Annotated in this window: 23 protein-coding genes; 13 read left to right on the top strand and 10 right to left on the bottom strand. The window is 68.4% G+C overall.

What is annotated here, in order from left to right; translation table 11 throughout:
• Positions 1-25 precede the first annotated feature (25 nt).
• On the top strand, positions 26-634 hold the full coding sequence (locus ACQE3C_RS09175) for a hypothetical protein (RefSeq protein ID WP_434538879.1): 609 nt from the start codon (positions 26-28) through the stop codon (positions 632-634).
• A gap of 128 nt (positions 635-762) precedes the next feature.
• Here ACQE3C_RS09175 and ACQE3C_RS09170 read toward each other — a convergent pair whose 3' ends face one another.
• Complete coding sequence (locus ACQE3C_RS09170; RefSeq protein WP_434538878.1) at positions 763-1,122, bottom strand: hypothetical protein; 360 nt, start codon at positions 1,120-1,122, stop codon at positions 763-765.
• Between the two features lie 233 nt (positions 1,123-1,355).
• Between ACQE3C_RS09170 and ACQE3C_RS09165 the strand changes: the two genes are divergently transcribed.
• The 4 genes from ACQE3C_RS09165 to ACQE3C_RS09150 are packed head-to-tail and all read left to right on the top strand — an operon-like array spanning position 1,356 to position 5,087.
• Positions 1,356-2,849 (top strand): methylmalonyl-CoA carboxytransferase subunit 5S, encoded by a 1,494-nt coding sequence (locus ACQE3C_RS09165; protein WP_434538877.1) that lies wholly within the window; start codon positions 1,356-1,358, stop codon positions 2,847-2,849.
• Positions 2,850-2,879: 30 nt separating this feature from the next.
• The gene (locus tag ACQE3C_RS09160) at positions 2,880-4,439 is read left to right on the top strand and encodes an acyl-CoA carboxylase subunit beta (protein WP_434538876.1); all 1,560 of its coding nucleotides are present in this window, start codon (positions 2,880-2,882) and stop codon (positions 4,437-4,439) included.
• Between the two features lie 11 nt (positions 4,440-4,450).
• Entirely contained in the window at positions 4,451-4,705 is a 255-nt protein-coding gene (locus ACQE3C_RS09155; protein ID WP_434538875.1) for a hypothetical protein, read from the top strand.
• Between the two features lie 16 nt (positions 4,706-4,721).
• On the top strand, positions 4,722-5,087 hold the full coding sequence (locus ACQE3C_RS09150) for a biotin/lipoyl-containing protein (RefSeq protein WP_434538874.1): 366 nt from the start codon (positions 4,722-4,724) through the stop codon (positions 5,085-5,087).
• A 193-nt stretch (positions 5,088-5,280) separates the two neighbouring features.
• On the opposite strand, the gene ACQE3C_RS09145 is transcribed toward ACQE3C_RS09150, so the two are convergent.
• Together ACQE3C_RS09145 and ACQE3C_RS09140 are read right to left on the bottom strand one after the other, a co-directional pair.
• Positions 5,281-6,147: a CPBP family intramembrane glutamic endopeptidase gene (locus ACQE3C_RS09145; protein WP_434538873.1), complete on the bottom strand. Its 867-nt coding sequence runs from the start codon at positions 6,145-6,147 to the stop codon at positions 5,281-5,283.
• A complete protein-coding gene (locus tag ACQE3C_RS09140) occupies positions 6,144-6,911 on the bottom strand; it encodes an SDR family NAD(P)-dependent oxidoreductase (RefSeq protein ID WP_434538872.1) in 768 nt (255 codons plus the stop codon). Before ACQE3C_RS09140 ends, ACQE3C_RS09145 begins: the two co-directional genes overlap by 4 nt.
• Positions 6,912-7,067: 156 nt before the next feature.
• On the opposite strand from ACQE3C_RS09140, the gene ACQE3C_RS09135 reads away from it, so the two are divergent.
• Entirely contained in the window at positions 7,068-7,457 is a 390-nt protein-coding gene (locus ACQE3C_RS09135; RefSeq protein ID WP_434538871.1) for a hypothetical protein, read from the top strand.
• A 45-nt stretch (positions 7,458-7,502) separates the two neighbouring features.
• Here ACQE3C_RS09135 and ACQE3C_RS09130 read toward each other — a convergent pair whose 3' ends face one another.
• Positions 7,503-8,177, bottom strand: coding sequence for a response regulator transcription factor (locus ACQE3C_RS09130; protein WP_434538870.1), 675 nt, complete (start codon positions 8,175-8,177; stop codon positions 7,503-7,505).
• 152 nt (positions 8,178-8,329) lie between these two features.
• Between ACQE3C_RS09130 and ACQE3C_RS09125 the strand changes: the two genes are divergently transcribed.
• Positions 8,330-9,418, top strand: coding sequence for a lysylphosphatidylglycerol synthase domain-containing protein (locus ACQE3C_RS09125; protein ID WP_434538869.1), 1,089 nt, complete (start codon positions 8,330-8,332; stop codon positions 9,416-9,418).
• Here ACQE3C_RS09125 and ACQE3C_RS09120 read toward each other — a convergent pair.
• Positions 9,398-10,957 carry an ATP-binding protein gene (locus tag ACQE3C_RS09120; protein WP_434538868.1) on the bottom strand — a complete coding sequence of 520 codons (1,560 nt, stop codon included), beginning with the start codon at positions 10,955-10,957 and terminating at the stop codon, positions 9,398-9,400. The genes ACQE3C_RS09125 and ACQE3C_RS09120 overlap by 21 nt on opposite strands.
• A gap of 90 nt (positions 10,958-11,047) precedes the next feature.
• Between ACQE3C_RS09120 and ACQE3C_RS09115 the strand changes: the two genes are divergently transcribed.
• Positions 11,048-11,797: a phosphoglyceromutase gene (locus ACQE3C_RS09115; protein WP_434538867.1), complete on the top strand. Its 750-nt coding sequence runs from the start codon at positions 11,048-11,050 to the stop codon at positions 11,795-11,797.
• A 170-nt stretch (positions 11,798-11,967) separates the two neighbouring features.
• Here ACQE3C_RS09115 and phoU read toward each other — a convergent pair whose 3' ends face one another.
• Entirely contained in the window at positions 11,968-12,636 is a 669-nt protein-coding gene (gene phoU / locus ACQE3C_RS09110; protein WP_434538907.1) for a phosphate signaling complex protein PhoU, read from the bottom strand.
• Positions 12,637-12,944: 308 nt separating this feature from the next.
• Between phoU and ACQE3C_RS09105 the strand changes: the two genes are divergently transcribed.
• Both ACQE3C_RS09105 and ACQE3C_RS09100 read left to right on the top strand, forming a co-directional pair.
• Positions 12,945-14,087 (top strand): sensor histidine kinase, encoded by a 1,143-nt coding sequence (locus ACQE3C_RS09105; RefSeq protein WP_434538866.1) that lies wholly within the window; start codon positions 12,945-12,947, stop codon positions 14,085-14,087.
• 27 nt (positions 14,088-14,114) lie between these two features.
• Positions 14,115-14,792: a response regulator gene (locus tag ACQE3C_RS09100; RefSeq protein WP_434538865.1), complete on the top strand. Its 678-nt coding sequence runs from the start codon at positions 14,115-14,117 to the stop codon at positions 14,790-14,792.
• Between the two features lie 67 nt (positions 14,793-14,859).
• On the opposite strand, the gene ACQE3C_RS09095 is transcribed toward ACQE3C_RS09100, so the two are convergent.
• A complete protein-coding gene (locus ACQE3C_RS09095; RefSeq protein ID WP_434538864.1) occupies positions 14,860-15,351 on the bottom strand; it encodes a hypothetical protein in 492 nt (163 codons plus the stop codon).
• A 244-nt stretch (positions 15,352-15,595) separates the two neighbouring features.
• Here ACQE3C_RS09095 and ACQE3C_RS09090 point away from each other — a divergent pair, with 244 nt between their 5' ends.
• The 3 genes from ACQE3C_RS09090 (at position 15,596) to ispF (ending at position 17,409) form a co-directional block, all read left to right on the top strand.
• Positions 15,596-16,081 (top strand): CarD family transcriptional regulator, encoded by a 486-nt coding sequence (locus ACQE3C_RS09090; RefSeq protein ID WP_434538863.1) that lies wholly within the window; start codon positions 15,596-15,598, stop codon positions 16,079-16,081.
• An 87-nt stretch (positions 16,082-16,168) separates the two neighbouring features.
• On the top strand, positions 16,169-16,918 hold the full coding sequence (gene ispD, locus ACQE3C_RS09085) for a 2-C-methyl-D-erythritol 4-phosphate cytidylyltransferase (RefSeq protein ID WP_434538862.1): 750 nt from the start codon (positions 16,169-16,171) through the stop codon (positions 16,916-16,918).
• Positions 16,915-17,409: a 2-C-methyl-D-erythritol 2,4-cyclodiphosphate synthase gene (gene ispF, locus ACQE3C_RS09080; RefSeq protein ID WP_434538861.1), complete on the top strand. Its 495-nt coding sequence runs from the start codon at positions 16,915-16,917 to the stop codon at positions 17,407-17,409. The genes ispD and ispF overlap by 4 nt, the downstream gene beginning before the upstream one ends.
• On the opposite strand, the gene ACQE3C_RS09075 is transcribed toward ispF, so the two are convergent.
• The 3 genes from ACQE3C_RS09075 to ACQE3C_RS09065 form a co-directional block, all read right to left on the bottom strand.
• A complete protein-coding gene (locus ACQE3C_RS09075; RefSeq protein ID WP_434538860.1) occupies positions 17,379-19,052 on the bottom strand; it encodes a neutral zinc metallopeptidase in 1,674 nt (557 codons plus the stop codon). The genes ispF and ACQE3C_RS09075 overlap by 31 nt on opposite strands.
• A 70-nt stretch (positions 19,053-19,122) precedes the next feature.
• The gene (locus ACQE3C_RS09070) at positions 19,123-20,547 is read right to left on the bottom strand and encodes a neutral zinc metallopeptidase (RefSeq protein ID WP_434538859.1); all 1,425 of its coding nucleotides are present in this window, start codon (positions 20,545-20,547) and stop codon (positions 19,123-19,125) included.
• A gap of 85 nt (positions 20,548-20,632) precedes the next feature.
• A complete protein-coding gene (locus tag ACQE3C_RS09065) occupies positions 20,633-21,904 on the bottom strand; it encodes a neutral zinc metallopeptidase (protein WP_434538858.1) in 1,272 nt (423 codons plus the stop codon).
• Between the last annotated feature and the right edge of the window lie 169 nt (positions 21,905-22,073).

Below are 22,073 nucleotides of genomic sequence, written 5' to 3'. Positions count from 1 at the left end.
TGGAGGCGCCGACTAGCATCACAGTGTGATCATTGCGCTGGTGTTCGTCGCCGTGCTGGTGCTGTTGTGTGCCTTCCAGGTGGCCCTGGCGCTCGGTGCGCCCTGGGGTCGCTTCGCCTGGGGAGGCCAGCACCCTGACGTGTTGCCGACCGGCTTCCGGGTCGCCTCGGCGGTCTCGGTGCTGGTCTACGCCTTCCTCGCCCTGGTGGTGCTCGACCTGGCCGGGGTCCTCGACCCCTTCCCGAACAGCTTCAGTCGGGTCGCGATGTGGGTCATCGCCGGGGTGCTGGCGCTGGGCGTGGTGATGAATGCCATCTCACGCTCGAAGCCGGAACGGCTGGTGATGACCCCGGTGGCCCTGGCCTTGGCGGTGCTGGCGCTGGTGATCGCGCTGCGCGGCCCCGTGCCGCGCACCGTCGAGGGCATGGTGCTGGACGACGGCGGCACCGTCCGGTTCTGCACGGTGGTGCTGGAGTCCTACCCACCCCAGTGCGGCCCGGACTCGCCGCGGGTGGCCAACTGGGACTGGTCGGGGCTCGACCATGAGGAGCATGAGTCGATCCGCTGCGGCACTTACCGGTTCACCGCGGTGGTCGACCAGTCCACGATGACCGTGGTGACCCGCCCCTCCTGAGGCTGTCCCCGGAGCTCCGGCCGGCCTGCGACACAAGACGGACGACGCCCTCCCCGCACCGCGCGGGGAGGGCTTCGTCCAGGTCAGCCACCCGGTGGGGGCGGCGCAGGGCCTAGAACACCAGGGCCTCAGAACACCAGGCTCAGCGCCAGCACTGTCACCAGGCCGATGATCGAACAGCTCAACGCGAGCATGCCCCAGGTTTTCAGCGTGTCCTTCACCGACAGGTCGAAGTAACCCTTGACCAGCCAGAACGAGGCGTCGTTGATGTGGGTCAGGGTGTTCGACCCGGCGAAGATCACCGGGACACCGCCACGCAGCGGCTCCCCGTCGGCGAAGAGGCTGGCGGCGCTCATCCACAGCACCGGCTGCTTGGCGTTCGGCTGCCAGGCGAAGACATGGGCGCCGTGGTCGTAGACGCCGTAGTGACCCTTGCCGGGGTGGGCTTCGACACCCGGAAGGGGGCTGGTGATGGTGGTATGTGCCATGGTCGGTGACCTCCGCTCAATCTGCACGGGTGAGGTGTGGTGTCCCGTCTTGAAGGAAACGCCAAGCCCGCGACCATGACCGCTGACGGGTGTTGCCATGGGGTTGCCAAAAGCCACATCGCTCACAAGGAATCACGCCCCGCGACGGGTGGTTGGCCCAATAGCTGATACCTCCTCAGGAATTTCGTGCTCCCCCCGTAAATGGGGCGCATTCGCTGGATAGCGTTGGGGCCATGAGTCAGCGACAGATTGGTGTGACCGAAGTAGCGCTGCGGGATGCCCACCAGAGCCTGATGGCCACCCGTATGGCGACCGAAGACATGGTGGCGGCCTGCGCCGACATCGACGCAGCCGGCTACTGGTCGGTGGAATGCTGGGGCGGGGCCACGTTCGACTCGGCCATCCGCTTCCTCAACGAGGACCCGTGGCAGCGGCTGCGGACCTTCCGCGAACTGATGCCCAACTCGCGCCTGCAGATGCTGCTGCGCGGCCAGAACCTGCTGGGCTACCGCCACTACGAGGACATGGTCGTCGACAAGTTCGTCGAGAAGTCCGCCGAGAACGGCATGGACGTCTTCCGCGTCTTCGACGCCCTCAACGACCCCCGCAACCTCGAGCACGCAATGAACGCGGTCACCAAGACCGGCAAGCATGCCCAGGGCACCATCTGCTACACCGTCAGCCCCCTGCACGACACCGAGGGCTACGTGAAGCTGGCCGGCCGCCTGATCGACATGGGCGCCCAGTCGCTGGCCCTGAAGGACATGGCCGCGCTGCTCAAGCCGCAGGCCGCCTACGACGTGGTCAGCGCCATCAAGGCCGCCTACCCCGACGTGCAGATCAACGTGCACTGCCACGCCACCACCGGCGTCACCCTGGTCAGCCTGATGAAGGCCATCGAGGCCGGCGCCGACGTGGTCGACACCGCCATCTCGTCGATGTCGCTGGGCCCCGGCCACAACCCGACCGAGGCACTGGTCGAAATGCTGGAAGGCACCGAGTACACCACCGGGCTCGACAAGGACCGCCTCGGCAAGATCCGCGACCACTTCGCCACGGTTCGTCCGAAGTACAAGGAGTTCGAGTCGGCCACCCTGGTCGACACCCGCATCTTCGATTCCCAGATTCCCGGCGGCATGCTGTCGAACATGGAGTCGCAGCTGCGCAACCAGGGCGCGGCCGACCGCATGCAGGACGTCATGGAGGAGGTGCCGCGGGTCCGCAAGGACGCCGGCTACCCGCCGCTGGTGACCCCCTCGTCGCAGATCGTCGGCACCCAGGCCGTCTTCAACGTGCTGATGGGCCGCTACAAGGTGATGACCGGTGAGTTCGCCGACCTGATGCTCGGCTTCTACGGCGAGTGCCCCGGTGAACGCGACCCCGAGGTCATCGAGATCGCCAAGGCCCAGGCCAAGAAGGAGCCGATCTCGGTTCGTCCGGCCGACCTGCTCGAACCCGAGTGGGACAAGCTGCACGAGGACGCCGCGAAGCTCGAGGGCTTCGATGGGTCGGACGAGGACGTGCTGACCAACGCCATGTTCCCCGGTGTGGCTCCCGGCTTCCTGGCCAGCCGCCACGAGGGCCCCAAGAACGTCGGCAAGACCGACGCGCAGTTGAAGGCCGACGCCGAGGCCGCCAAGGGCAACGCCCAGGCCGTGCGTGGCCCCATTTCCTACGACATCACCCTCGGCGGGCGCACCCACCACGTCAAGGTCGAACCGGCCTGATCCCGCACCACCTAGATCGAGAGGACCACAATGGCTGACAAAGTCCACACCATGGACGAACGGCTGGAGACCCTGCGCGAGGCCCGCCAGAAGATCGAACTGGGCGGCGGCGAGAAGCGGCTGGACAAGCAGCGTGCCCAGGGCAAGCTGACCGCCCGCGAGCGGATCGACGCGCTGCTGGACGAGGGAACCTTCCAGGAGACCGGCGCCTTCCGGCGCAACCGCACCACCACCTTCGGCATGGACAAGGCCGACATGCCGGCCGATGGCGTCGTCACCGGCACCGGGGCCGTCTTTGGGCGCCCCATCCACCTGGCCAGTCAGGACTTCACCGTGGTCGGTGGCTCGGCTGGTGAGGCGCACTCGGTGAAGGTGGCCGAGACGATGGCCTCGGCGCTGAAGACCGGCACCCCGTTCGTCTTCATCAACGACTCCGGCGGCGCCCGTGTGCAGGAGGGCATCGACTCCCTGTCCGGCTACGGGCAGGTGTTCTACCAGAACGTCGCACTCTCGGGTGCGGTGCCGCAGATCTCCGTCATCGCCGGGCCCTGCGCCGGCGGCGCCGCCTACTCCCCGGCGCTGACCGACTTCATCATCCAGACCCGCAAGGCCCACATGTTCATCACCGGCCCGGGCGTGATCAAGCAGGTCACCGGCGAGGAGGTCACCCAGGACGAGTTGGGCGGGGCCGATGCCCACATGGCGCGTTCGGGTGTCACCCACTTCGTCGCCGACGACGACGAGCAGGCGCTGCTGATCGCCCAGAAGCTGCTCAGCTTCCTGCCGCAGAACAACACCGAGGACGCCCCGATCCTCGACCCCGACTTCGACGTCTCGCCGAACGAGAAGGTCCGCCAGATCCTGCCGGACGATTCTCGCAAGGGCTACGACGTGCGTGAGGTCATCGCCGAACTCGTCGACCGGGCCGACTTCCTGGAGGTCCAGGCTGGCTGGGCGATGAACATCGTCGTCGGCTTCGGACGAGTGGTCGGGCGCACGGTCGGCATCATTGCCAACCAGCCCTCGGTGATGTCGGGCGTGCTCGACATCGACAGCTCCGACAAGGCCAGCAAGTTCGTCCGGTTCTGCAACGCCTTCAATATCCCGGTGGTGAACCTGGTCGACGTGCCCGGCTTCCTGCCCGGCGTCGCCCAGGAGCACAACGGCATCATCCGCCACGGCGCGAAGATGCTCTACGCCTACTCGGCAGCCACCGTCCCGAAGATCACGGTCGTCATGCGCAAGGCCTACGGCGGCGCGTACCTGGCCATGTGCTCGAAGGACCTGGGGGCCGACAAGGTGCTCGCCTGGCCCACCGCCGAGATCGCGGTGATGGGTGCCGAGGGTGCTGCCGGTGTCGTGTTCAAGCGCGAGATCGCCGAGGCGGAGGACCCCGAGAAGCGGCGGGCCGAGCTCGTCGAGGAGTACCGGGAAACCTTCTCCACCCCCTACGTGGCAGCCTCGCGCGGGCTGGTCGACGACATCATCGACCCGGCCGACACCCGTCGTGAGATCGCCACCGCCCTGGAGCTGCTCGCCAGCAAGCGCGAACTGCGCCCGGCCAAGAAGCACGGCCTCGGCCCTGCCTGATCGGAGCTGTCATGAGTGACAACAGCGAACTGCTCGCCGCCATCGAGGCGTTGACCGCCAAGGTCGACGCCCTCGAGGCGCAGGTGCAGAAGCTGGCCAAGAGCCAGCGCATCCCCGAAGAAGACCTGGTTGCCATCTCGGCGGCGGTGGCCGCCTACATGGGCCATTCGGTCAAGGTGAAGGCCGTCCGGTTCCGCCAGTCCAGTGCCTGGACCAGTGAGAGCCGCAGCAAGGTCCACAACCGCCAGGTCCTGCACGTCCGGTGATCGAGAAGAGGAAGTCATGCAACTGAAGTTGACCGTCAACGGCACCGAGTACGAGGTCGAGGTCGAGGTCGCCGACGAGGAACGCCAGCGTCCCGGCGCCATCATCATCGGCGGCGGACCTGCGTCGAACGTGGCCGCCCCGACCACTGCGTCGATGCCTGCTGCCAGCGCCAATGCTGTGGTGGCGCCCCTGGCCGGTTCGGTGGCCCGCATCCTGGTGAACGAGGGCGATGCCTTCGAGGCCGGCGCGGTGCTGCTGGTGCTGGAAGCCATGAAGATGGAGACCGAGATCACCGCGCCGCACGCCGGCACGGTCGGCGACATCCTGGTCACTCCCGGCCAGTCCGTCCAAGGTGGTCAGGCGCTGATCGAACTGCACTGAGTCGTCCTGCTGCCCCGGTTCCTGAATGGGACCGGGGCAGCTGCGCGCTCGTCGGCACCCCCACACCAACTTGCCTCAGTTCGACGCCTTGCCCTGCGTTGAACTGGGGCAAGGATGCCGAGCGCGGGCAACTACCTGGCGCTGGGCGCTGGCAAGCCGGCCTGAGGTGGATCGGTGAGGCTCGTCCGAGGGGTTAGCTGCCGTACCAGAAGATCGGCAACCGGTCGGGGTAGCGGGCATGCAGGATCGACAGGAACACCACCACGTCGAACAGCAGGTGCACGCACAGCACGTAGAGCAGCGAGCGGGTCTTCAGGAATAGGTAGGCCTGCAGCAGGGCGAAGGGGATCGTCAGGGCCGGGCCCCAGGACTGGTAGCCGAGTTCCCACAGGAAGCTGACGAACACGATTGCCTGCAGCAGGTTGGCGAAGACGAATGAGAAATGCCTGGCCAGCAGCGCGAAGACCGTGCAGATGAAGAAGAACTCATCCCAGGAACCCATGTAGTTCACGCCCACGAAGAACCGGGCGACCTCGGTCCAATCAGCCAGGGGCGGCCAGTTCAGGTAGGTGCCGCTGCGCACGAAGTAGGCCGGCAGCACCAGCCAGCCGATCGCCGGCACCGCCACCAGGTAGGCGATCATCCCCCTCGTCCACCGCTCACCCGAGAGCCACTGGAACCTGATCGCATGGTCGCCGTAGCCGAACCGCGACAGCAGGTAGGGCACCGCCACCGCCATGGTCAGCACCGTGCCCAGCAGCAACACGTTGGCCCAGCTGACGTTGGCCCGCACCGACACCGTCGAGACGATGATGATGCCGGTCGCGATCAGCAGCAGGTCACGCAGCAGCACCCGGTCGAGCCAGGTGCACAGGGCGATGCCGGCGGCCATCGTGAGGTAGCCCACCGGCCGCCACTCCAGGGCGAACAGGAACAGTGCGGACAGGCAGACCAGCAGCGCCGGCAGCAACGAAATGTTCCACCCCGGACGACGCGGCGTCAGACCGTGGGGATCGGTGATGCTCGCGTGCCGGTCGACCTGCTCGTCCGCGAGGCTCATGAGGTGACCCGGTGCACCTTGTGGTTGGCCGCCTGGGCCCGCGGGCGCACGACCAGACGGTCGATGTTCACATGCGGCGGGCGGGTCGCGATCCAGCCGATGCACTCGGCGATGTCCTCGGCGACCAGCGGTTCGGGCACCCCCTGGTAGACCTTGTCAGCGCGCTCCTGGTCGCCGCCGAAGCGGGTGCTCGAGAACTCGTCGGTGCGCACCATGCCCGGCGAGATCTCACACACGCGGATCGGCTTGTCGACGATCTCGAGCCTCAGCGCGCCCGCCATCGCCCGCTCACCGGACTTGGCGGCGTTGTAGCCTCCACCCCCCTCGTAGGGGGCCTCGGCAGCGGTCGAGGTGACGAACACGATGCAGCCCCGGGCGGCCTCCAGCGCCGGCAGCAGGGCCTGGGTGACCCGGGCGGTGCCCAGCACATTGGTCTGGAACATCCGGTCCCAGTCGGTCAGGTCGGTGGAGGCCAGTGGCTCCTGGCCCAGCGCCATCCCGGCGTTGTTGACCAGCAGGTCCAGCGAGCCGTCGACGGCCTCGGCGAGCGCGGCGACCTCGTCCGGTTTGGTGATGTCGCACTGGATGGGCGTGCCGCCGGTCTCGGCCGCGACAGCGTCGAGCTTGTCGACGCGTCGGGCCGCCAGCAGCACGCGGTAACCGTGGCCGGCGAGCCAGCGGGCGGTGGCCGCGCCGATGCCGGACGAGGCTCCGGTCACCAGGGCGGTCGGGGTGTGGGGGGCAGCCTGGACGTCGTTGCTCATGGCCCGATTCTGGCATGCACCGCGCATCGGTGGACCGGGGCCCATGGCGGGCAGATGAGAGTTTTCTCATCAACGCATCCCTCGTGGCTCATCTGCGGCTGATGGGCTGGACGCTGAACCGCTGGGCTGCCCGGCCCGGCGAACGAGGGGGAGACCATGTCGAAGAAGTCCCATGGCTGGATCATCGCGCTGGTGGTCGGCCTGCTGGGGGTCGGGGGCGCGCTCTACGCGTCCGCCGCAGCCGGTGGCAGGCAGCCGAACAACCCCGCCATCACCGTCGGCACCAAGCCCGCCATCACCGTGGGCTCCCTGCCCGAGACCCCCACGCCCAGCGTGACAACCTCGACGAGCACCGCCCCGGCGGTCCCCAGCACGACCGCCGACACGTCATCGGCGCCGGCCACCACCGAGCAGCCCACGACCAGCCCGGCGCAGACCACCGCCAAGAAGGTCACCCACGCCCCCAAGAAGGTCACCCAGGCCCCCAAGAAGGTCATCTACGACGACGATGATGATGACGACGACTGGGACGATGACGACGACTGACCCTGGCCGGGCGCGCCAGGCCGGGCAGGGTCCTTGTCCGGCTGGTCAGACCAGCCGGTAGCCCATCCCGCGGACCGTCTCGAAGCGTTCGGCCCCCAGCTTCTTGCGCAGGTAGCGCACGTAGACGTCGACCACGTTGGAGTTGGGGTCGAAGTCATAACCCCACACGTTCGACAGCAACTGCTCGCGGCTGAACACCTGCTGTGGGTGGCGCAGGAAGGTCTCGGCCAGGGCGAACTCTCGGGCCGACAGGTCGACCTGCTTGCCGTCCACCTCGGCGCGACGCGTGCGGTAGTCGAGCACCAGCCCGTTGTGCGAGATCGTGGTCGCGCTCTGCTGCGCCCCCGAATCACAGGACGAGTCACTGCGCAGCCGCAACTTCACCCGGGCCAGCAGTTCCTCGAAGCTGAACGGCTTGGACATGTAGTCATCGGCGCCACCCTCGAGCCCGGCCACCCGGTCGGTCACCGACCCGCGGGCGGTCAACATGATCACCGGCACGTTCACGCCCTGGCCACGCAGTCGTTCCAACACCTCGAACCCGTCGATGTCCGGCAGGCCCACGTCGAGGATGACCAGGTCGAAGTCGCCGTGGACCGCGTGCTGGACCCCCTCGACGCCCGAGGTGGTGGCATGGGTGGTGAACCCGGCCGCATGCAGGCCCTTCGAGATGAAACTCGAGATGCGGACCTCGTCCTCAATGATCAGGATGGTGCTCAACTGGGCTTCCTCCCGCGGTTGCCGACGTGCCGCAGGCCCTGTACTGGGAGGACCCCGACATGGTCCTTCCACGATACCGGTGACGATGGCATAGTTTGGACTCCTGACCGGCACGGCTCCCGCCCTGGCGGACACCAGGACAGGACTGAGCCATGGCATCGACGCCCCCAGCCGCCGCGCAGGACCGCGACCAGCAGGCTTCCTTCCGCGAGGCCCGACGCCGGGGCTGGGTGATCAGGTTGCTGCTGTTGGCGCTGTCCGTGGCGGTGGTGGTGGCGCTGGTGCGCCTGTACCGCCGGATCGACTTCGACCTGGTGTGGGGTGCGCTGGGCCTGCTCGAGTGGTGGCACGGACTGGTGCTGCTGGGGGTGCTCGTCGTGCGCCAGTTCCTGAACGCGGCCCCACTGGCGGTCTACATCCGCTCGATCACCCTGGTCCAGGCGCTGCTCAACGACCTCAGCGCCTACTCGGCCTCCATGCTGGCGCCACCGCCCAGCGACATGGTGCTGCGGGTGGCCCGGTTCAAGTCCTGGGGCGTCCCGGTGCCGATCGCGGTGGCCGGCACGACCGTGAACGCGATGACCATGTTCATCGTCCGTTTCGGGGTGCCGCTGCTCGGGTTCCTGATCGTGCCGCTGACCACCGAGGATGTCGGCTGGCGCTGGGCAGACCTGCTCAGCCTGCTGGTGTGCGCGGCGCTGGTGATCGGGCTGCTGCTGGTCGTCCGCGGTGAGCAGAACGCAGCCACCATCGGCCTCAAGCTCGGCCGGGTGCTGGCGCGGGTGCGACGCAGCGTCGACCCCGAAGCGATGTCGCAGTCCTTCCGCAACTTCCAGGGCGCGATCGCCGAGGGGTTCCCGCGCAAGTTCCCCCGGGCGCTGGCCGTCACCCTGGCGATGGTCCTGGTCGACCTGGCGATGCTCACCCTCACCATCCGGTTCCTCGGGGTCGACGCCGACACCCTCCCGTTGGGTGCCATCGCCGTGGCCTTCCTGTTCGCCTACCCGCTGACCCTGTTCCCCTTCCAGGGGATCGGGGTGATGGACGCAGCGATCATGGCGGCCGTGGTCGGCACCGCCGGCGAAGCCATCACCGAACCGGTCATCGCCGCCCTGCTGATCTGGCGCACCTACACGGTGGCCGGCCCCTTCCTGATGGGGCTGGGTGCGCTGGCGCTGTGGCGCCGCACCTCGGGCCCCATGCTGTCCGAGGACGAGGTGTCAGTGCCCCCGAGGGGCTGAATCGGACGATCCGTCCACAGCGGTTTCCTCCGCCTGTTCGCCATCAGCCCCGGACGAGGGCGGGGACGCCTCCCCGGGTGGCGGATCGGCGAGGCTCTGGTGGGGGCTCACCGGCAGGACCATCGTGAACGTCGACCCGACGCCGACTTCACTGTCGATCAGGAGCCGGCCCCGGTGGCCGTTGACGATGCTCTCCACGATGCTGAGCCCCAGGCCCGCCCCGTCGGCGGACTTGGCCGCCGCCCCACGCGCTCGTCCGAACCGCTCGCGCACCTTGGACAGTTCGTCGGCGGGGATGCCGGTGCCCTCGTCGCTCACCCACAGGTGCAGTTCGCCGCGGGTGACCCTGCAGCCCAGCGCGATGCTGCTGCCGGGATCGGAATACTTCACGGCATTGGCGGCCAGCTGCAGCCACGCCTGGGTGATCCGGGTCGAGTCCAGCCAGGATTCACCGGAGGCCATCGCGTCGATGCGCCACTGGTGGGGGCCCAGCGCCCGCGCCTTCTCGAAGGTGGAGTCGAGCAGGGTCGGCAGGTCGGACCAGTCGGGTTGGATGAAGTCGGGCCGGGTCGAGGTGGCCAGCAGCAGCAGGTCGTTGACGAGCTTGCCCATCCGCTGTAGTTCGTCGAGGGCCAGGTCGCGGGTGGCGACCACGTCAGCGGGGTCGTTCGGGTCCACCAGTTCGAGGTGGCCACGTACGACGGTGATCGGGGTGCGCAGCTCGTGGCCGACGTCGTCGAGCAGCTTGCGCTGGCTCTCGACCGAGTCGTGCACCCGGTCGAGCATGTTGTTGATGCTGATGGTCAGCCCGCCCAGGTCGTCCCGGGTCTGGACGGGGATCCGGGTGGTCAGGTCGTCCTCGCCGATCGACTCGGTGGTCTCGCGCAGCCAACCGATCGGACGAAGCAGCCTCGCAACGACCAGCCAGACCAGCACCGCCACCAGCGCCAGCGCACCCAGCGCGACCAGGGCGTACTGCTGGATCGTCTGGTTGAGGATCCGCTGCTCGACCCCGAGGTCGTGGACGTGGATCAGCGCGCCGCGGGCCTCGGGCACATCACCGAGCGCGGTGAAGTGCAGCGGCACCACCAGGTAGACGTAGTTGCCGCTGCCGGTCCGCAGTTGGCCCCGCGAGATGTGGTCGAGGTCGCCCAGCGGGACCAGCGTGGCCATCAGCTCGGCATCGTTCTCGGGCCGCAGCGGCACCCCGTCCGCGGCGGTCCAGCGCACCTGCCCGCCCACCACGCCGACCTGCCCCTCGTTCTGGGCCAGCACATTGCGTTCCAGGTAGGTGCGCAGCACCTCGCTGGGGCCGGCGAACTGTTGCCCGGTGACCGGGTCGACCCCGTCCTGGGCCAGGATCAGCAGTTCCTCCTCGACCTTGAGCAGGTAGTCGTCGATCCGGCTCATGGTGTTGGCGCGTTGCAGCGCGTACAGGGTGAAGCCCGAGACGGCCAGCGCGAACGCGGTCAGCAGGATGACCAGGGCGATGATCCGGTTGCGGATGCTGCCCTGCCCCTGGCTGGTCGAGTACGGCATGAGGTTCAGCCTAGCGAGCAGGGCAGTGCCGGCCGGTCGGGGCTGCACCCCCACCCGTGCGGGACGGGGCTGCTCGCTAGACTTTCGACCATGACCTCGAAGTTGATCCTGCTCCGCCACGGTGAGAGCGAATGGAACGCCAAGAACCTGTTCACCGGCTGGGTGGACGTCGACATCAACGAGAAGGGAGTCGGCGAAGCCGAGAAGGCCGCCGGCCTGCTGCAGGCCGAGAACCTGCTGCCCGATGTGCTGCACACCTCGCTGCTGCGCCGGGCCATCCACACCGCACAGATCGCGCTGGACGGCTGCGACCGGCACTGGATTCCGGTCAAGCGCAGCTGGCGGCTCAACGAGCGCCACTACGGCAAGCTCCAGGGCCTGAACAAGACCGAGATCCGCGACCAGTTCGGCGAAGAGCAGTTCATGCAGTGGCGCCGCAGCTACGACGTGCCGCCGCCGGTGATCGACCAGGACGGCGAGTACAGCCAGTTCAACGACCCCCGTTACGCCGACATCCCTGCGGACGAGCGCCCGCTCACCGAGTGCCTCAAGGACGTCGTCGCGCGCATGCTGCCCTACTGGGAGTCGGACATCAAGCCCGACCTGGCCGCCGGCAAGGTCGTCCTGATCGCCGCCCACGGCAACTCGCTGCGCGCCCTCGTGAAGCACCTCGACAACATCTCCGACGAGGACATCTCGGGCCTGAACATCCCCACCGGCGTCCCGCTGTACTACGAACTGGACGACAACTTCGCACCGGTCACCCCCGGCGGTCGCTATCTCGACCCCGAGGCCGCCGCCGCCTCCATCGAGGCCGTCAAGAACCAGGGCAAGAAGTAGTAGGAGCCCAATACAACTTCACGGGCCGCACACTCGCAGAGTGTGCGGCCCGTGATGCTTTTGTTCCTCTCTCGCTCACTCGGCCCGCACCGCGGCCCGGCTGAGCGAGGTACGGCGAGCGCCCCGCGAACCCGGTTTTGGAAGCGCCGTCCGAGCGGAGCGAGGACAAACTAGAACGTATTGGGCCAGTTCTCGCCCTCGGGGGCTTCGCCGGTGATGATGTAGATGATCCGTCGACCCAAGGCGACGGCGTGGTCGGCGATGCGCTCGTAGTAGCGGCCCAGCAGGGCGGCGTCCACGGCCTTCTCGACGCCGTGGTTCCAGTCGTCGCTCAGCAGCACCTTGAACTGGTCGCGGCGCAGCGCGTCCATTTCCTCGTCCTCGTCGGCCAGGGTCAGGGCCGCTTCGGTGTCACGGTCGGTCAGGGTCGCGTTGGCGGTGGTGATCATCTCGCCGGCCAGCTCGCTCATGCGGGTGAAGTTGGCTTCCAGGTCGGCGGGCAGCGCCTTCTCGGGGTAGCGCAGGCGAGCGATCTTGGCGATGTGGGCCGACAGGTCGCCCATGCGGGCCAGCTCGAAGGTCATCCGCATCGCGGCGACGACGGTGCGCAGTTCGCCGGCGACCGGCGCCTGGCGGGCGAGCAGGATGAAGCAGCGCTGCTCGAGGTCGTCGTGCATCGCGTCGATCTTGGCGTCGTTCGAGATGACCTGCTCGGCGATGCCGAGATCGGCCTGCAGCAGGGCCTGGGTGGAATCCTTGACGGCGACCTGCACCAGGTCGGTCATGCTCACCAGGTCGTTGATGACGGAGTCGAGTTCCTCGTGGTAGGTCTCGCGCATTGCACGCATCGGGGCGCCTCTCTCTTGGCTGACAGCGGCCGCCTGGCCTCTGCGGAACATCGTAGTGAAATGCCGGCGATACTTCTCGCTGGTGCGAACCGGCCGTGTCAGGCAGGCATGTCGCACCCTCCCACGCTGCCGGGCGTGGGCCGACAATGACGCTAGGGGTCCAAGGCGACCCCGGGGTGCTCGGCCGGTGAACCAGTGGTGAACACCCGGTGAACGGGCGGTTTTCATGTCCGCGTGCTGCCCGACCCTCGGGCCGGCTCACGGTCGGACGATCACCGTGGGCGCTCTAAGCTCATTGCGTGGAATCGTGGCTGTGGCCGGTGGCGGCACTCGTGCTCGGGATCATCCTCGGTGTGGTGGGGTTGAGCCTGCGGCGCCGACGCGAGCAGCGCACCCAGGCGGTGAACCGGTTCGGGGAGGTCGACCCCCAGGTCCGCACGATGATCGGCGTGCTGAAGGCTGCCGCGATGGCTGTCGGCCCGCATGACGAGGTGATCCACTCCAACGCCGCCGCCCGCACCCAGGGCCTGGCCCGGGCCGACCGGATCGCCGTGCCGGCCGTCCTCGACATGGTCCGCGATTGCCGCGCCAGCGGGCACAGCACCACCACCGACCTGGAACTGCAGCGCGGCGTGGGCTCACCCACCCTGCACCTGACGGTACGGGTGGCGGTGCTGGACGCCGGTGTCGTGATCGTCCTGGCCGAGGACCGCACCCCGCTGCTGCGGGTCGACGAGACCCGCCGCGACTTCGTCGCCAACGTCTCCCACGAGTTGAAGACCCCCATCGGGGCCATCTCGCTGCTGGCCGAGGCCGTCAGCGAAGCAGCCCACGACCCGGACGCAGTCGAGCACTTCGCCGGGCGCCTGTCGAAGGAGTCGCGCCGGTTGGCAGACCTGGTCGGCCAGATCATCGAACTGTCCCGACTCCAGGCCGGTGACGCCCCGGTCGCCCACGAACTCGCCGAGGTGGGCCACATCGTCGACGCCGCGATCGACCGCACCCGCGAACTGGCCGTGCAACGCCGGGTCACCATCGCCACCACCGGCGACGAGACCCTCGAGCTGATGTGCGACCCGCCCCGCCTCGAGGACGCCCTCACCAACCTGCTGCAGAACGCGATCGTCTACTCCGACGAGGGCTCCCGGGTGGCGATCAGCCACCGGCGGGTCACCGACGGCGATGACGAGTTCGTCGAGATTGCGGTGGCTGACAACGGCATCGGGATCAAGTCGGACGAACAGCAGCGCATCTTTGAGCGGTTCTACCGGGTCGACTACGCTCGCTCCCGGTCCAGTGGTGGCACGGGGCTGGGATTGTCCATCGTCAAGCATGTGGCAGCCATCCATGGCGGTACCGTGAACGTGTGGAGCCAGCCCGGGCAGGGCTCCACGTTCACGCTGCGACTGCCCGGCACGACCTCCCAGCAGGACCAGGACTGACGTGGACCGAAGGGTGAAGGGAACAGGATGGCCAGGATTCTGATCATCGAGGACGAGCAGTCCTACCGGGAAGCGACCGCCTACATGTTGCGTCGCGAAGGTTTCGAGGTCTCCGAGGCCGAGGACGGTGCCGCCGGGCTGGCCGAGATGGAACGCAACGGGGCCGACCTGGTGCTGCTCGACCTGATGATGCCGGGCATGCCGGGCACCGAGGTCTGCCGCCAGCTGCGCCAGCGCAGCAACGTGGCCGTGATCATGGTGACTGCCCGCGACTCCGAGGTTGACAAGGTGGTCGGCCTGGAACTGGGTGCCGACGACTATGTCACCAAGCCGTTCAGCCACCGCGAGCTGGTGGCCCGAATCCGCGCAGTACTGCGCCGCGGCGCCGACACCGACCTGGTACCCGATGTCGTCGAGCGCAACGGGGTGCGGGTCGACATCGAGCGCCATGAGGTCTCGGTCGGGGGCAAGCCCGTGCGGCTGGCGCTCAAGGAGTTCGAACTGCTGGAACTGCTGCTGCGCAACGTCGGCCGCGTGATGACCCGTGGTCAACTGATCGACCGGATCTGGGGGGCCGACTACGTGGGTGACACCAAGACCCTGGACGTGCACATCAAGCGGCTGCGTTCCAAGATCGAGGCCGACCCGTCCAACCCGGTGCTGGTGGTCACCGTCCGGGGGCTCGGCTACAAGTTCGAAGGCTGAAGCGCGCCGCCCGAAGAACGAAGCGCCGACCGAAGCCGGCCGGCGCCTCCAAACGTTGGACCGCTGCTCAGCCCTCGGAGTCGGCCGTCGGGGTGTAGTCGGCGTGCGAGGCGTCCACCACCGGCACCTGCACGGTGGCACTGCCGGAGTTCTCGAAGTTGAAGGTGATCTCGGCGGTCAGCCCGAGGGTCAGGTCGCCGGCCTGGGTGACCAGGTTCTTGTCGGTCAGCGGGGTCAGCTTGTCCTTGGCGATGGCGATGCGGGTGTCAGGGAAGGACAGCGCGCCGAGGTTGTCGAAGGCGGCGTCCTGCGCATGGCCGGTGATGCCGAGCAGGGTGTCAGCCTCCAGCCCCACGATCGAACCGGTCAGCTGGGCGGACTCTCCGTCGAGCACCAGGACCAGCGCACGGACCTTGACCGGGCCGGCGTCGACGTTGGTGCCGATGCCGGGGGTGTAGGGCTGCGCGGTGAAGGTGCTGGTGCAACCGCCCAGCGCCACGACACCGGCCAGAGCCAGAGCTGCAGCGGCGGTGCGCATGCGGGCCTTAACCATGTCCATCTCCCTCGTTGTGACCAGGTAACCCGTCCCCGGGTGGCGACCATCGTCGGCGGCACATGCCGCGTCCCTCGGTAGACTAGCGAAAACGCCGACGATCGGCACGACACGTGACGCAACTGGACGACACGCCACGCACACCACCGCCATCCTGTCAAGGGTTGGTTTGCGCGGTGGCTAGGATGAACGATGGGTACCCCTAGGCCCTTCCGTGCTAGAATGGATGGGCGAAAGGGGTAATAATCTCATGACGTTCACGGTCGGCGAAACGGTGGTCTATCCCAATCATGGGGCGGCTGTCATTGAAGACATCGAAACCCGCAAAATCAAGGGCGAAGACAAGCTGTACCTAGTCTTGAGGATCATCGGTCAAAACGACCTGGTGGTTCGTGTGCCCGCCTGCAACCTCGACCTCGTGGGTGTCCGCGACGTGGTGGACGCAGACGGCCTGGAGCGCGTGTTCAACGTGCTGCGGGCTCCTCACGCCGAGGAGCCCACCAACTGGTCGCGTCGGTACAAGGCCAACCTCGAGAAGCTGCACTCCGGCAACGTGCTCAAGGTGGCCGAGGTCGTCCGCGACCTGTGGCGCCGCGAGAAGGACCGGGGACTGTCGGCAGGCGAAAAGCGCATGCTCGCCAAGGCACGCCAGATTCTCGTCTCCGAGCTGGCACTGGCAGAAAAGGTGGCCGAGGAGCGCGCCGAGGTGCTGCTCGACGAGGTGCTCGCGTCCTGAGCCCAGGACAATTCAGGTAGCTCAACACAAAGTCGGGGTCCGGTGACGGGCCCCGACTTTTCACGTCCCCCCGCTAGGATCGCGACCATGCCGAGTGACGACCAGTTCCTCCCGCCCGACCAGGGCCTGCCCGTGGTCGGGGTCATCGTCGCCGCCGGATCGGGCGTCCGCCTGGGGGGCTCGGTGCCGAAGGCCCTGCGGCAGGTCAACGGCCGCAGCCTGGTGGCCCGGTCCTGCGATGCGTTGGTGGCCGGCGGGTGCACCGACCTGGTCGTGGTCATCGCCGACGGGCTGCAACCCGACTTCGAGGCTGCCCTGGGCGGCGTGACCGTGCCGGTGCACTACGCCCTGGGCGGGGACCGCCGACAGGATTCGGTGGTCAACGGGCTCGACGTGCTCGCCCGGGTGCCCGAACTGGAGGCCTGCCGGGTGGTGCTGGTGCACGACGCCGCCCGCGCCCTGGTGCCCCCCGCGGTCGTGGCGACCGTGATCTCGACCGTGCAGGCCGGGGCGGCTGCCGTGATCCCCGTGGTGCCCATGATCGATTCGGTGCGCCGCGACCACGTCATCAGCGGCGGGCACGGCAGTTCCATCGTCGACCGCAGCGAACTGCGGCTGGTGCAGACCCCGCAGGGCTTCGACCGCCAGGTGCTGCTGGACAGCCACGCCCGCGCCGTCGAACTGGCGCTGGAGGTCACCGACGATGCCGCGGTCTGCGAGGCCAACGGCCACGACGTGGTGCTGGTGGCCGGGTCACGCGATGCGCTGAAGATCACCGAACCCCATGATGTGCTGGTGGCCGAGGCCATCTGCCGGGAACGCGAACCGGTCCGATGAACCTGCCCCGCACCGGTATCGGCATCGATGTCCACCGCCTGGAACCCGGGGTCGAGATGCACGTGGCCGGGCTCCACTTCCCCGACGAACCGGCCGGCCTGGCCGGGCACTCGGACGGGGACGTCGCCTGCCACGCGGCCAGCGACGCCCTGCTCTCGGCGGCGGGCCTGGGAGACCTGGGCAGCAACTACGGCACCTCCGACCCGGCCTGGTCCGGTGCGTCCGGGGTGGCCTTCCTGGCCGAGACGGCCCGCCGGGTGCGTGCGGCCGGGTTCGTGCTGGGCAATGTGGCCGTCCAGGTGATCGGCAACCGGCCCCGGATCGCCGCCCGCCGCGCCGAGGCCGAGCAGGTCATGGCAGCAGCGCTGGGCTGCCCGGTGAGCCTGGCGGCGACCACCACCGACGCACTGGGGTTGACCGGGCGCGGTGAGGGTGTGGCCGCGATCGCGACCGCCCTGGTTCAGGCCACCTCGGAGGCCGGCACCCTGTAGGTGTTGCAGGCCCCGATGTCGGTGGCCGCCAACCCGGTGTTGACCCACTTGGCGCGCGTGGCCATCGTCGGGTGGGTGCTCAACCGGGTCGTCCCGTCCCGGTCGGAGCCGATGCTGCGGAAGGTCTCGACGATGTTGGCGATGTCCTCCTCGTCGAGTTCGAGCGACTTGGCCGCCGCATTCCAGAACATCCCCGCGAGGCAGTCGGCCTGGGCCTCGTTGCGGCGGACGAGCAGGTACTCCTCCTCGCGGGTAGCGGCTTCGTCGGCCAGCACGTTGCGCGCCGGGATGATGCCGGTGCGGCCCTGGAAAGCATGGGCGTACTCATGGGCCAGCACCGACTCGATCACCCACGCCTTGGTGGCGTGGGTGGGGTCGAACAGCTCGGGCAGGTCGCTGGCGAAGTAGAGGTTCTGGTCGCTGGAGCAGAACATGGCATTCTTCATGCGCATCTTGCCGCAGGCGGTCTGCTGCTCGCTGGCCATCACCGTGATGGACGGGCGGGTGGCGGTGAACCCCGCCTCTTCGAGCGCCGGGCCCCACACCCGCAGCAGGCACTTCATCACGTCGTTCAGTTGGGCAGCCATCTCGGTGGTGCTCAGGGTGGTGGCATCGACCGGTTCAGCCTCGCAGCGCACCGGGGTGGCCATGGTGACCGAGTAGATCTTGTTGTTGGTCAGCCACTCGTCAGCCTGTGAGTCGTTGGGGGCCGGCATCTGCGGCACCTGGTTGGCGACCGAGGGAATCTCGTAGTCGTCGTTCTCCCACTCGGGGGTGGTGGCCGTGGGGGTCGGGGTGGTCTCGACCTCGACGGTGCCGCCGCGGAACAGGTAGGTCAGCGACACCTCGGCCACCAGGGCGATCAGCAGCAGGACGACCACCGTGATGGTGCCGCCGCTGCGGGGTGTGCGCGACGGGCCGGGTCGGCTGGGGGCCGGGTAGGGGAGCGCCGGGCCCTGCGGGGCCGGGTACTGCTGGAAGGCCGCCGGTCCGGGCCGCCAGCCGGTGGCCTGGGGAGCCCGGTACTGGGTCGGCTGGTACTGGGTCGGCTGGTACTGGGTCGGCTGGTACTGGGTCGGCTGGTACTGGGTCGGCTGGTACTGGGTCGGCTGGTACTGGGTCGGCTGGTGGGGGGCCTGTTGGGGCGCCCGGTACTGCGACTGTGCGTACTGCTGTTGCCCGTACTGCTGTTGACCGAGCGGCTGTTGTCCGAACTGGGAGGACTGCTGGTACGAGGGCCCCGGGTGTGACGACCACCCCGACTGCTGGCCCTGGGGTTGCTGTCCCTGGGGTTGCTGGGGTTCAGCTGCCCGGACACGGGGCGGGGTGACGATGTGCTGGGGTCCCTGACCGGCATCGAGGTGCGCGGCCGGCACCGGCTGGGCCGGGGCGCTCGGCGCCGGCGCACCGGGGTGGACCATCGGCTGCTGGAACCGGGCAGCAGGGGCCGCAGACCCACTCGTCCGAGGGTCAGGACGACGCCACTGCGACTGGGTGCCGAACCCCCCGTTGCTGCCACCGAAAGACTGTCGGCCGGTCTGGCGGCCGGTCTGTCGGCCCGTGGGACGACCGGTCTGCGCAGGACGCACGGGGCGCTGTCCGCTCCGGGTGCCGTCGCCGCGGGAATCCTGGGGGGTGGTCACTTTTCCACAGTAGCTCGCTGCCGGGTCGCCCCCGCAGGATGCGTGACCGGCCCCGACCGGGGTGAGCGGGCTACTTGACCTCTTCGGCGGTCACGACGTAGCTGTTGCAGACCCCGACCGAGGTGTCGGTCATGCCCTTCTGGAACCACGCGTAGCGGGTCTGCGGCTGGGGGTGGGTGCTGATCCGGTTCGGGTCCTTGTTGCCGATCTGGCCGTAGAAGTCCTGGATGCTCTGGACGTCCTCAGGGGTGAGCCCCATCGACTCCTGCACGCTGTTGAAGAACAACCCGGCCAGGCAGTCGGCCTGCGCCTCGTTGCGGCGCACCCACAGGTAGGCGACTTCCTTGCTGGTCTCGTCCTCCAGCACGTAGTTGCGCGCGGGGATGATGCCGGTGCGGCCCTGCAGCGAGTGCCCGAACTCGTGCGCCATCACTGCCTCATAGGCCCACGGGTCATTCGACTTGGGCCCGAAGAGCGTGTGCATGTCGGTGGCGAAGTAGAGGTTCTGGTCGTTGCCGCAGTAGAAGGCATTGCGCATCGGCATCTTGCCGCAGGCACCCTGGGTCTCCGTGCTGTACATGGTGACCGTGGGGTGGGTGATGGTGAACCCGGCCGCCTCGACGGTGGGCCCCCACAGGCGGACGAGGCACTCGAGCGTCTTCTCGAGTTGGACCTTCTTCTGGTCAGCGGTGGCGCTGGTGTGGTCGAAGTCGTCCAGTTCGCAGCGCACCGACTTGGCGATGTTCTGCTCGTAGATGGGGTTGCGTTCCAGCCACCCCATGGCCTGGCTCTCGCTGGTGGGCGCCGGCGCATCCGGGTGGTGCCCGGCGGCGGGCGGCACCTGGTAGTCGTCGTTCTCGTAGCGCTTGGTCGGGTCGGTGGTGCCGCCGCCATTGAGCTGCGAGACAACCGCCAGCACCGCGACCACGGCCACGATGCACACCAGCACCACCGGCATCAACGACTTCTGCCGCGGGGGCTGCTGGGGCGACGGGTACTGCGGGTAGGGCTGCTGGGGGTAGCCGGCCTGCGGGTACTGGCCTTGGGGGTACTGGCCCTGGGCGTAGGGGCCTGGGCGACCGGTTGGGTACTGCTGGGGCCAGGCTCCCGGCTGCTGCTGGAACTGGCTCGAGTAGGGGGCCGGCTGCCCACCGGGGTACGGCGAGCCCTGGGGTCGTCCGAACGGTTGCTGCCCGGGCTGCTGGGCGGGTCGAGGTGCGGCCTGCTGGGGCGGTTGGCCGAACTGGGGCTGCTGACCGAACTGGGGCTGCTGACCGAGCTGCGCGGCCGTCCCGACCGGCTGGGCCGGGGCGGCGGGCTGGCTGCCCCACGGTTGGGGCGCGGTGAACTGGGGGTGCCGGGTGCCCGGCGCGGGCTTGCGCCATTGCGACTGGGTGCCGAACCCGCTGCCGGCAGGCTTCGGGGCCCCGGGTGACTGGGTGCCCGGCGCCCGGCGGCGGGTGGCGAGATCGTCAAGACCCTCAGGATTGCTCACCTGTTCAGGCTAGCCTCCCGATGGGTCGCCGCCGGGTGCTCGAGCTGTTCGGCAGCAGGCCCCACGGGCGCCCGGGGGCAGCGGGCTACTTCACGTCGTCGAGCGGGGCGATGTAGGAGTTGCAGGCGCTGATGTTGAGACTGGTCAGGCCGGTGGTGAACCACTTCTGCCGGGTCGGCGGCTGGGGATGGCTGCTGAGCCGGTTGGGATCCTCGTTGCCGATCTGCCCGTAGATGTCGCCGATGCCCTGGGCGTCCTGCGGGCTCAACCCCATCGACTCCTGCGCGCCATTGAAGAACAGTCCTGCGAGGCAGTCGGCCTGCGCCTCATTTCGGCGGGTGGGTTCGAGCTTCCCGGCCTCGTCGGTGGCTTTGTCCGATTTGATGGCCTTGGCGGCAATGATGCCTGTTCGCCCCTGCACGGAGTGCCCGAACTCGTGGGCCATCACCGACTCGTAGACCCACGGGTCGTTCATCTTGATGCCGACGAGCTCGTGGACGTCGGTGGCGAAGTACAGGTTCTGGTCCGCGCCGCAGTAGAACGCGTTGCGGGTCTCGGCCCTGCCGCAGGCGTTCTGGATGGGGGAGTCGTACATCGTCACGGTCGGGTGGGTGATGGTGAAGCCGGCCTCCTCCAGGGTGGGGCCCCAGAAGCGGACGAGGCAGACCAGCGTCAACTCCAGTTGGGCCTTCTTGGCCTCGGCACTGGCGCCGACGTGGTTGAACGCCGGCAGCTCGCAGCGCACCGGCTTGGCGATCTGGAAGTTGTACAGGTTGTTGTTGGTCATCCACTGCTCGACCTCGGCATCCGAGCTGGGCCAGGGCAGGTCCGGGTGCTGGCCGGCGGCCGGGGGAACCTGGTAGTCGTCGTGCTTGAAACCGGGTGCCGGGTCGTCACCGCCCGGGCTGCCACCGCCGCCGAACAGCTGCGCCAGGACCAGCACGGCCACCAGGGCGCCCACCACGATCAGTACCGCGGGCAGGATGCTCTCTTTCTGCTGCTGTTGCGGCGGCTGCCAGCCACCGCCATGGGGCTGCATCGTGCCGCTCGGGTAACCGGAACCGAACCCCTGGCCCGGGTGTCCCTGGCCCTGGAGGCCCTGACCCTGGAAGCCCGGGCCGGGGACACCTCGCGGGGGAGCACCCCAGGTGCTGAAGCCGCCCGGGGCATTGCCGAAGCCCTGGGGTCCGAAGCCCTGCCCCCCGAACTGCTGCTGACCGTACTGCTGGGGCTGCCCGAACTGGCCCGACTGCCCGTACTGCTGGGTCTGCCCGTACTGCTGGGGCTGCCCGAACTGCTGGGGCTGGCCGTAGGGCTGGGCTGGGGGGGAGCCGGGCGGGTAGGGCTGGTTGGACATTTCGACTCCCATTGCTGAGGCGCGTTGCCGGGGTGCGCGGGCCGGTCGCCCGCTGCTGTGTGCAGAATCACAAAACCACGTTCTGTCACGTTGTAACAATAGCTGCTCCGAGGGTCTCGGCAATGACCCCCGGGGTGTGGAATAGTAGCCGTCAGCGAAGGTGCGGGAG

This window comes from Aestuariimicrobium sp. Y1814, assembly GCF_050113895.1.
Taxonomy (GTDB): Bacteria; Actinomycetota; Actinomycetes; order Propionibacteriales; family Propionibacteriaceae; genus Aestuariimicrobium.
This window is presented reverse-complemented; position numbering and strand designations above follow the sequence as displayed.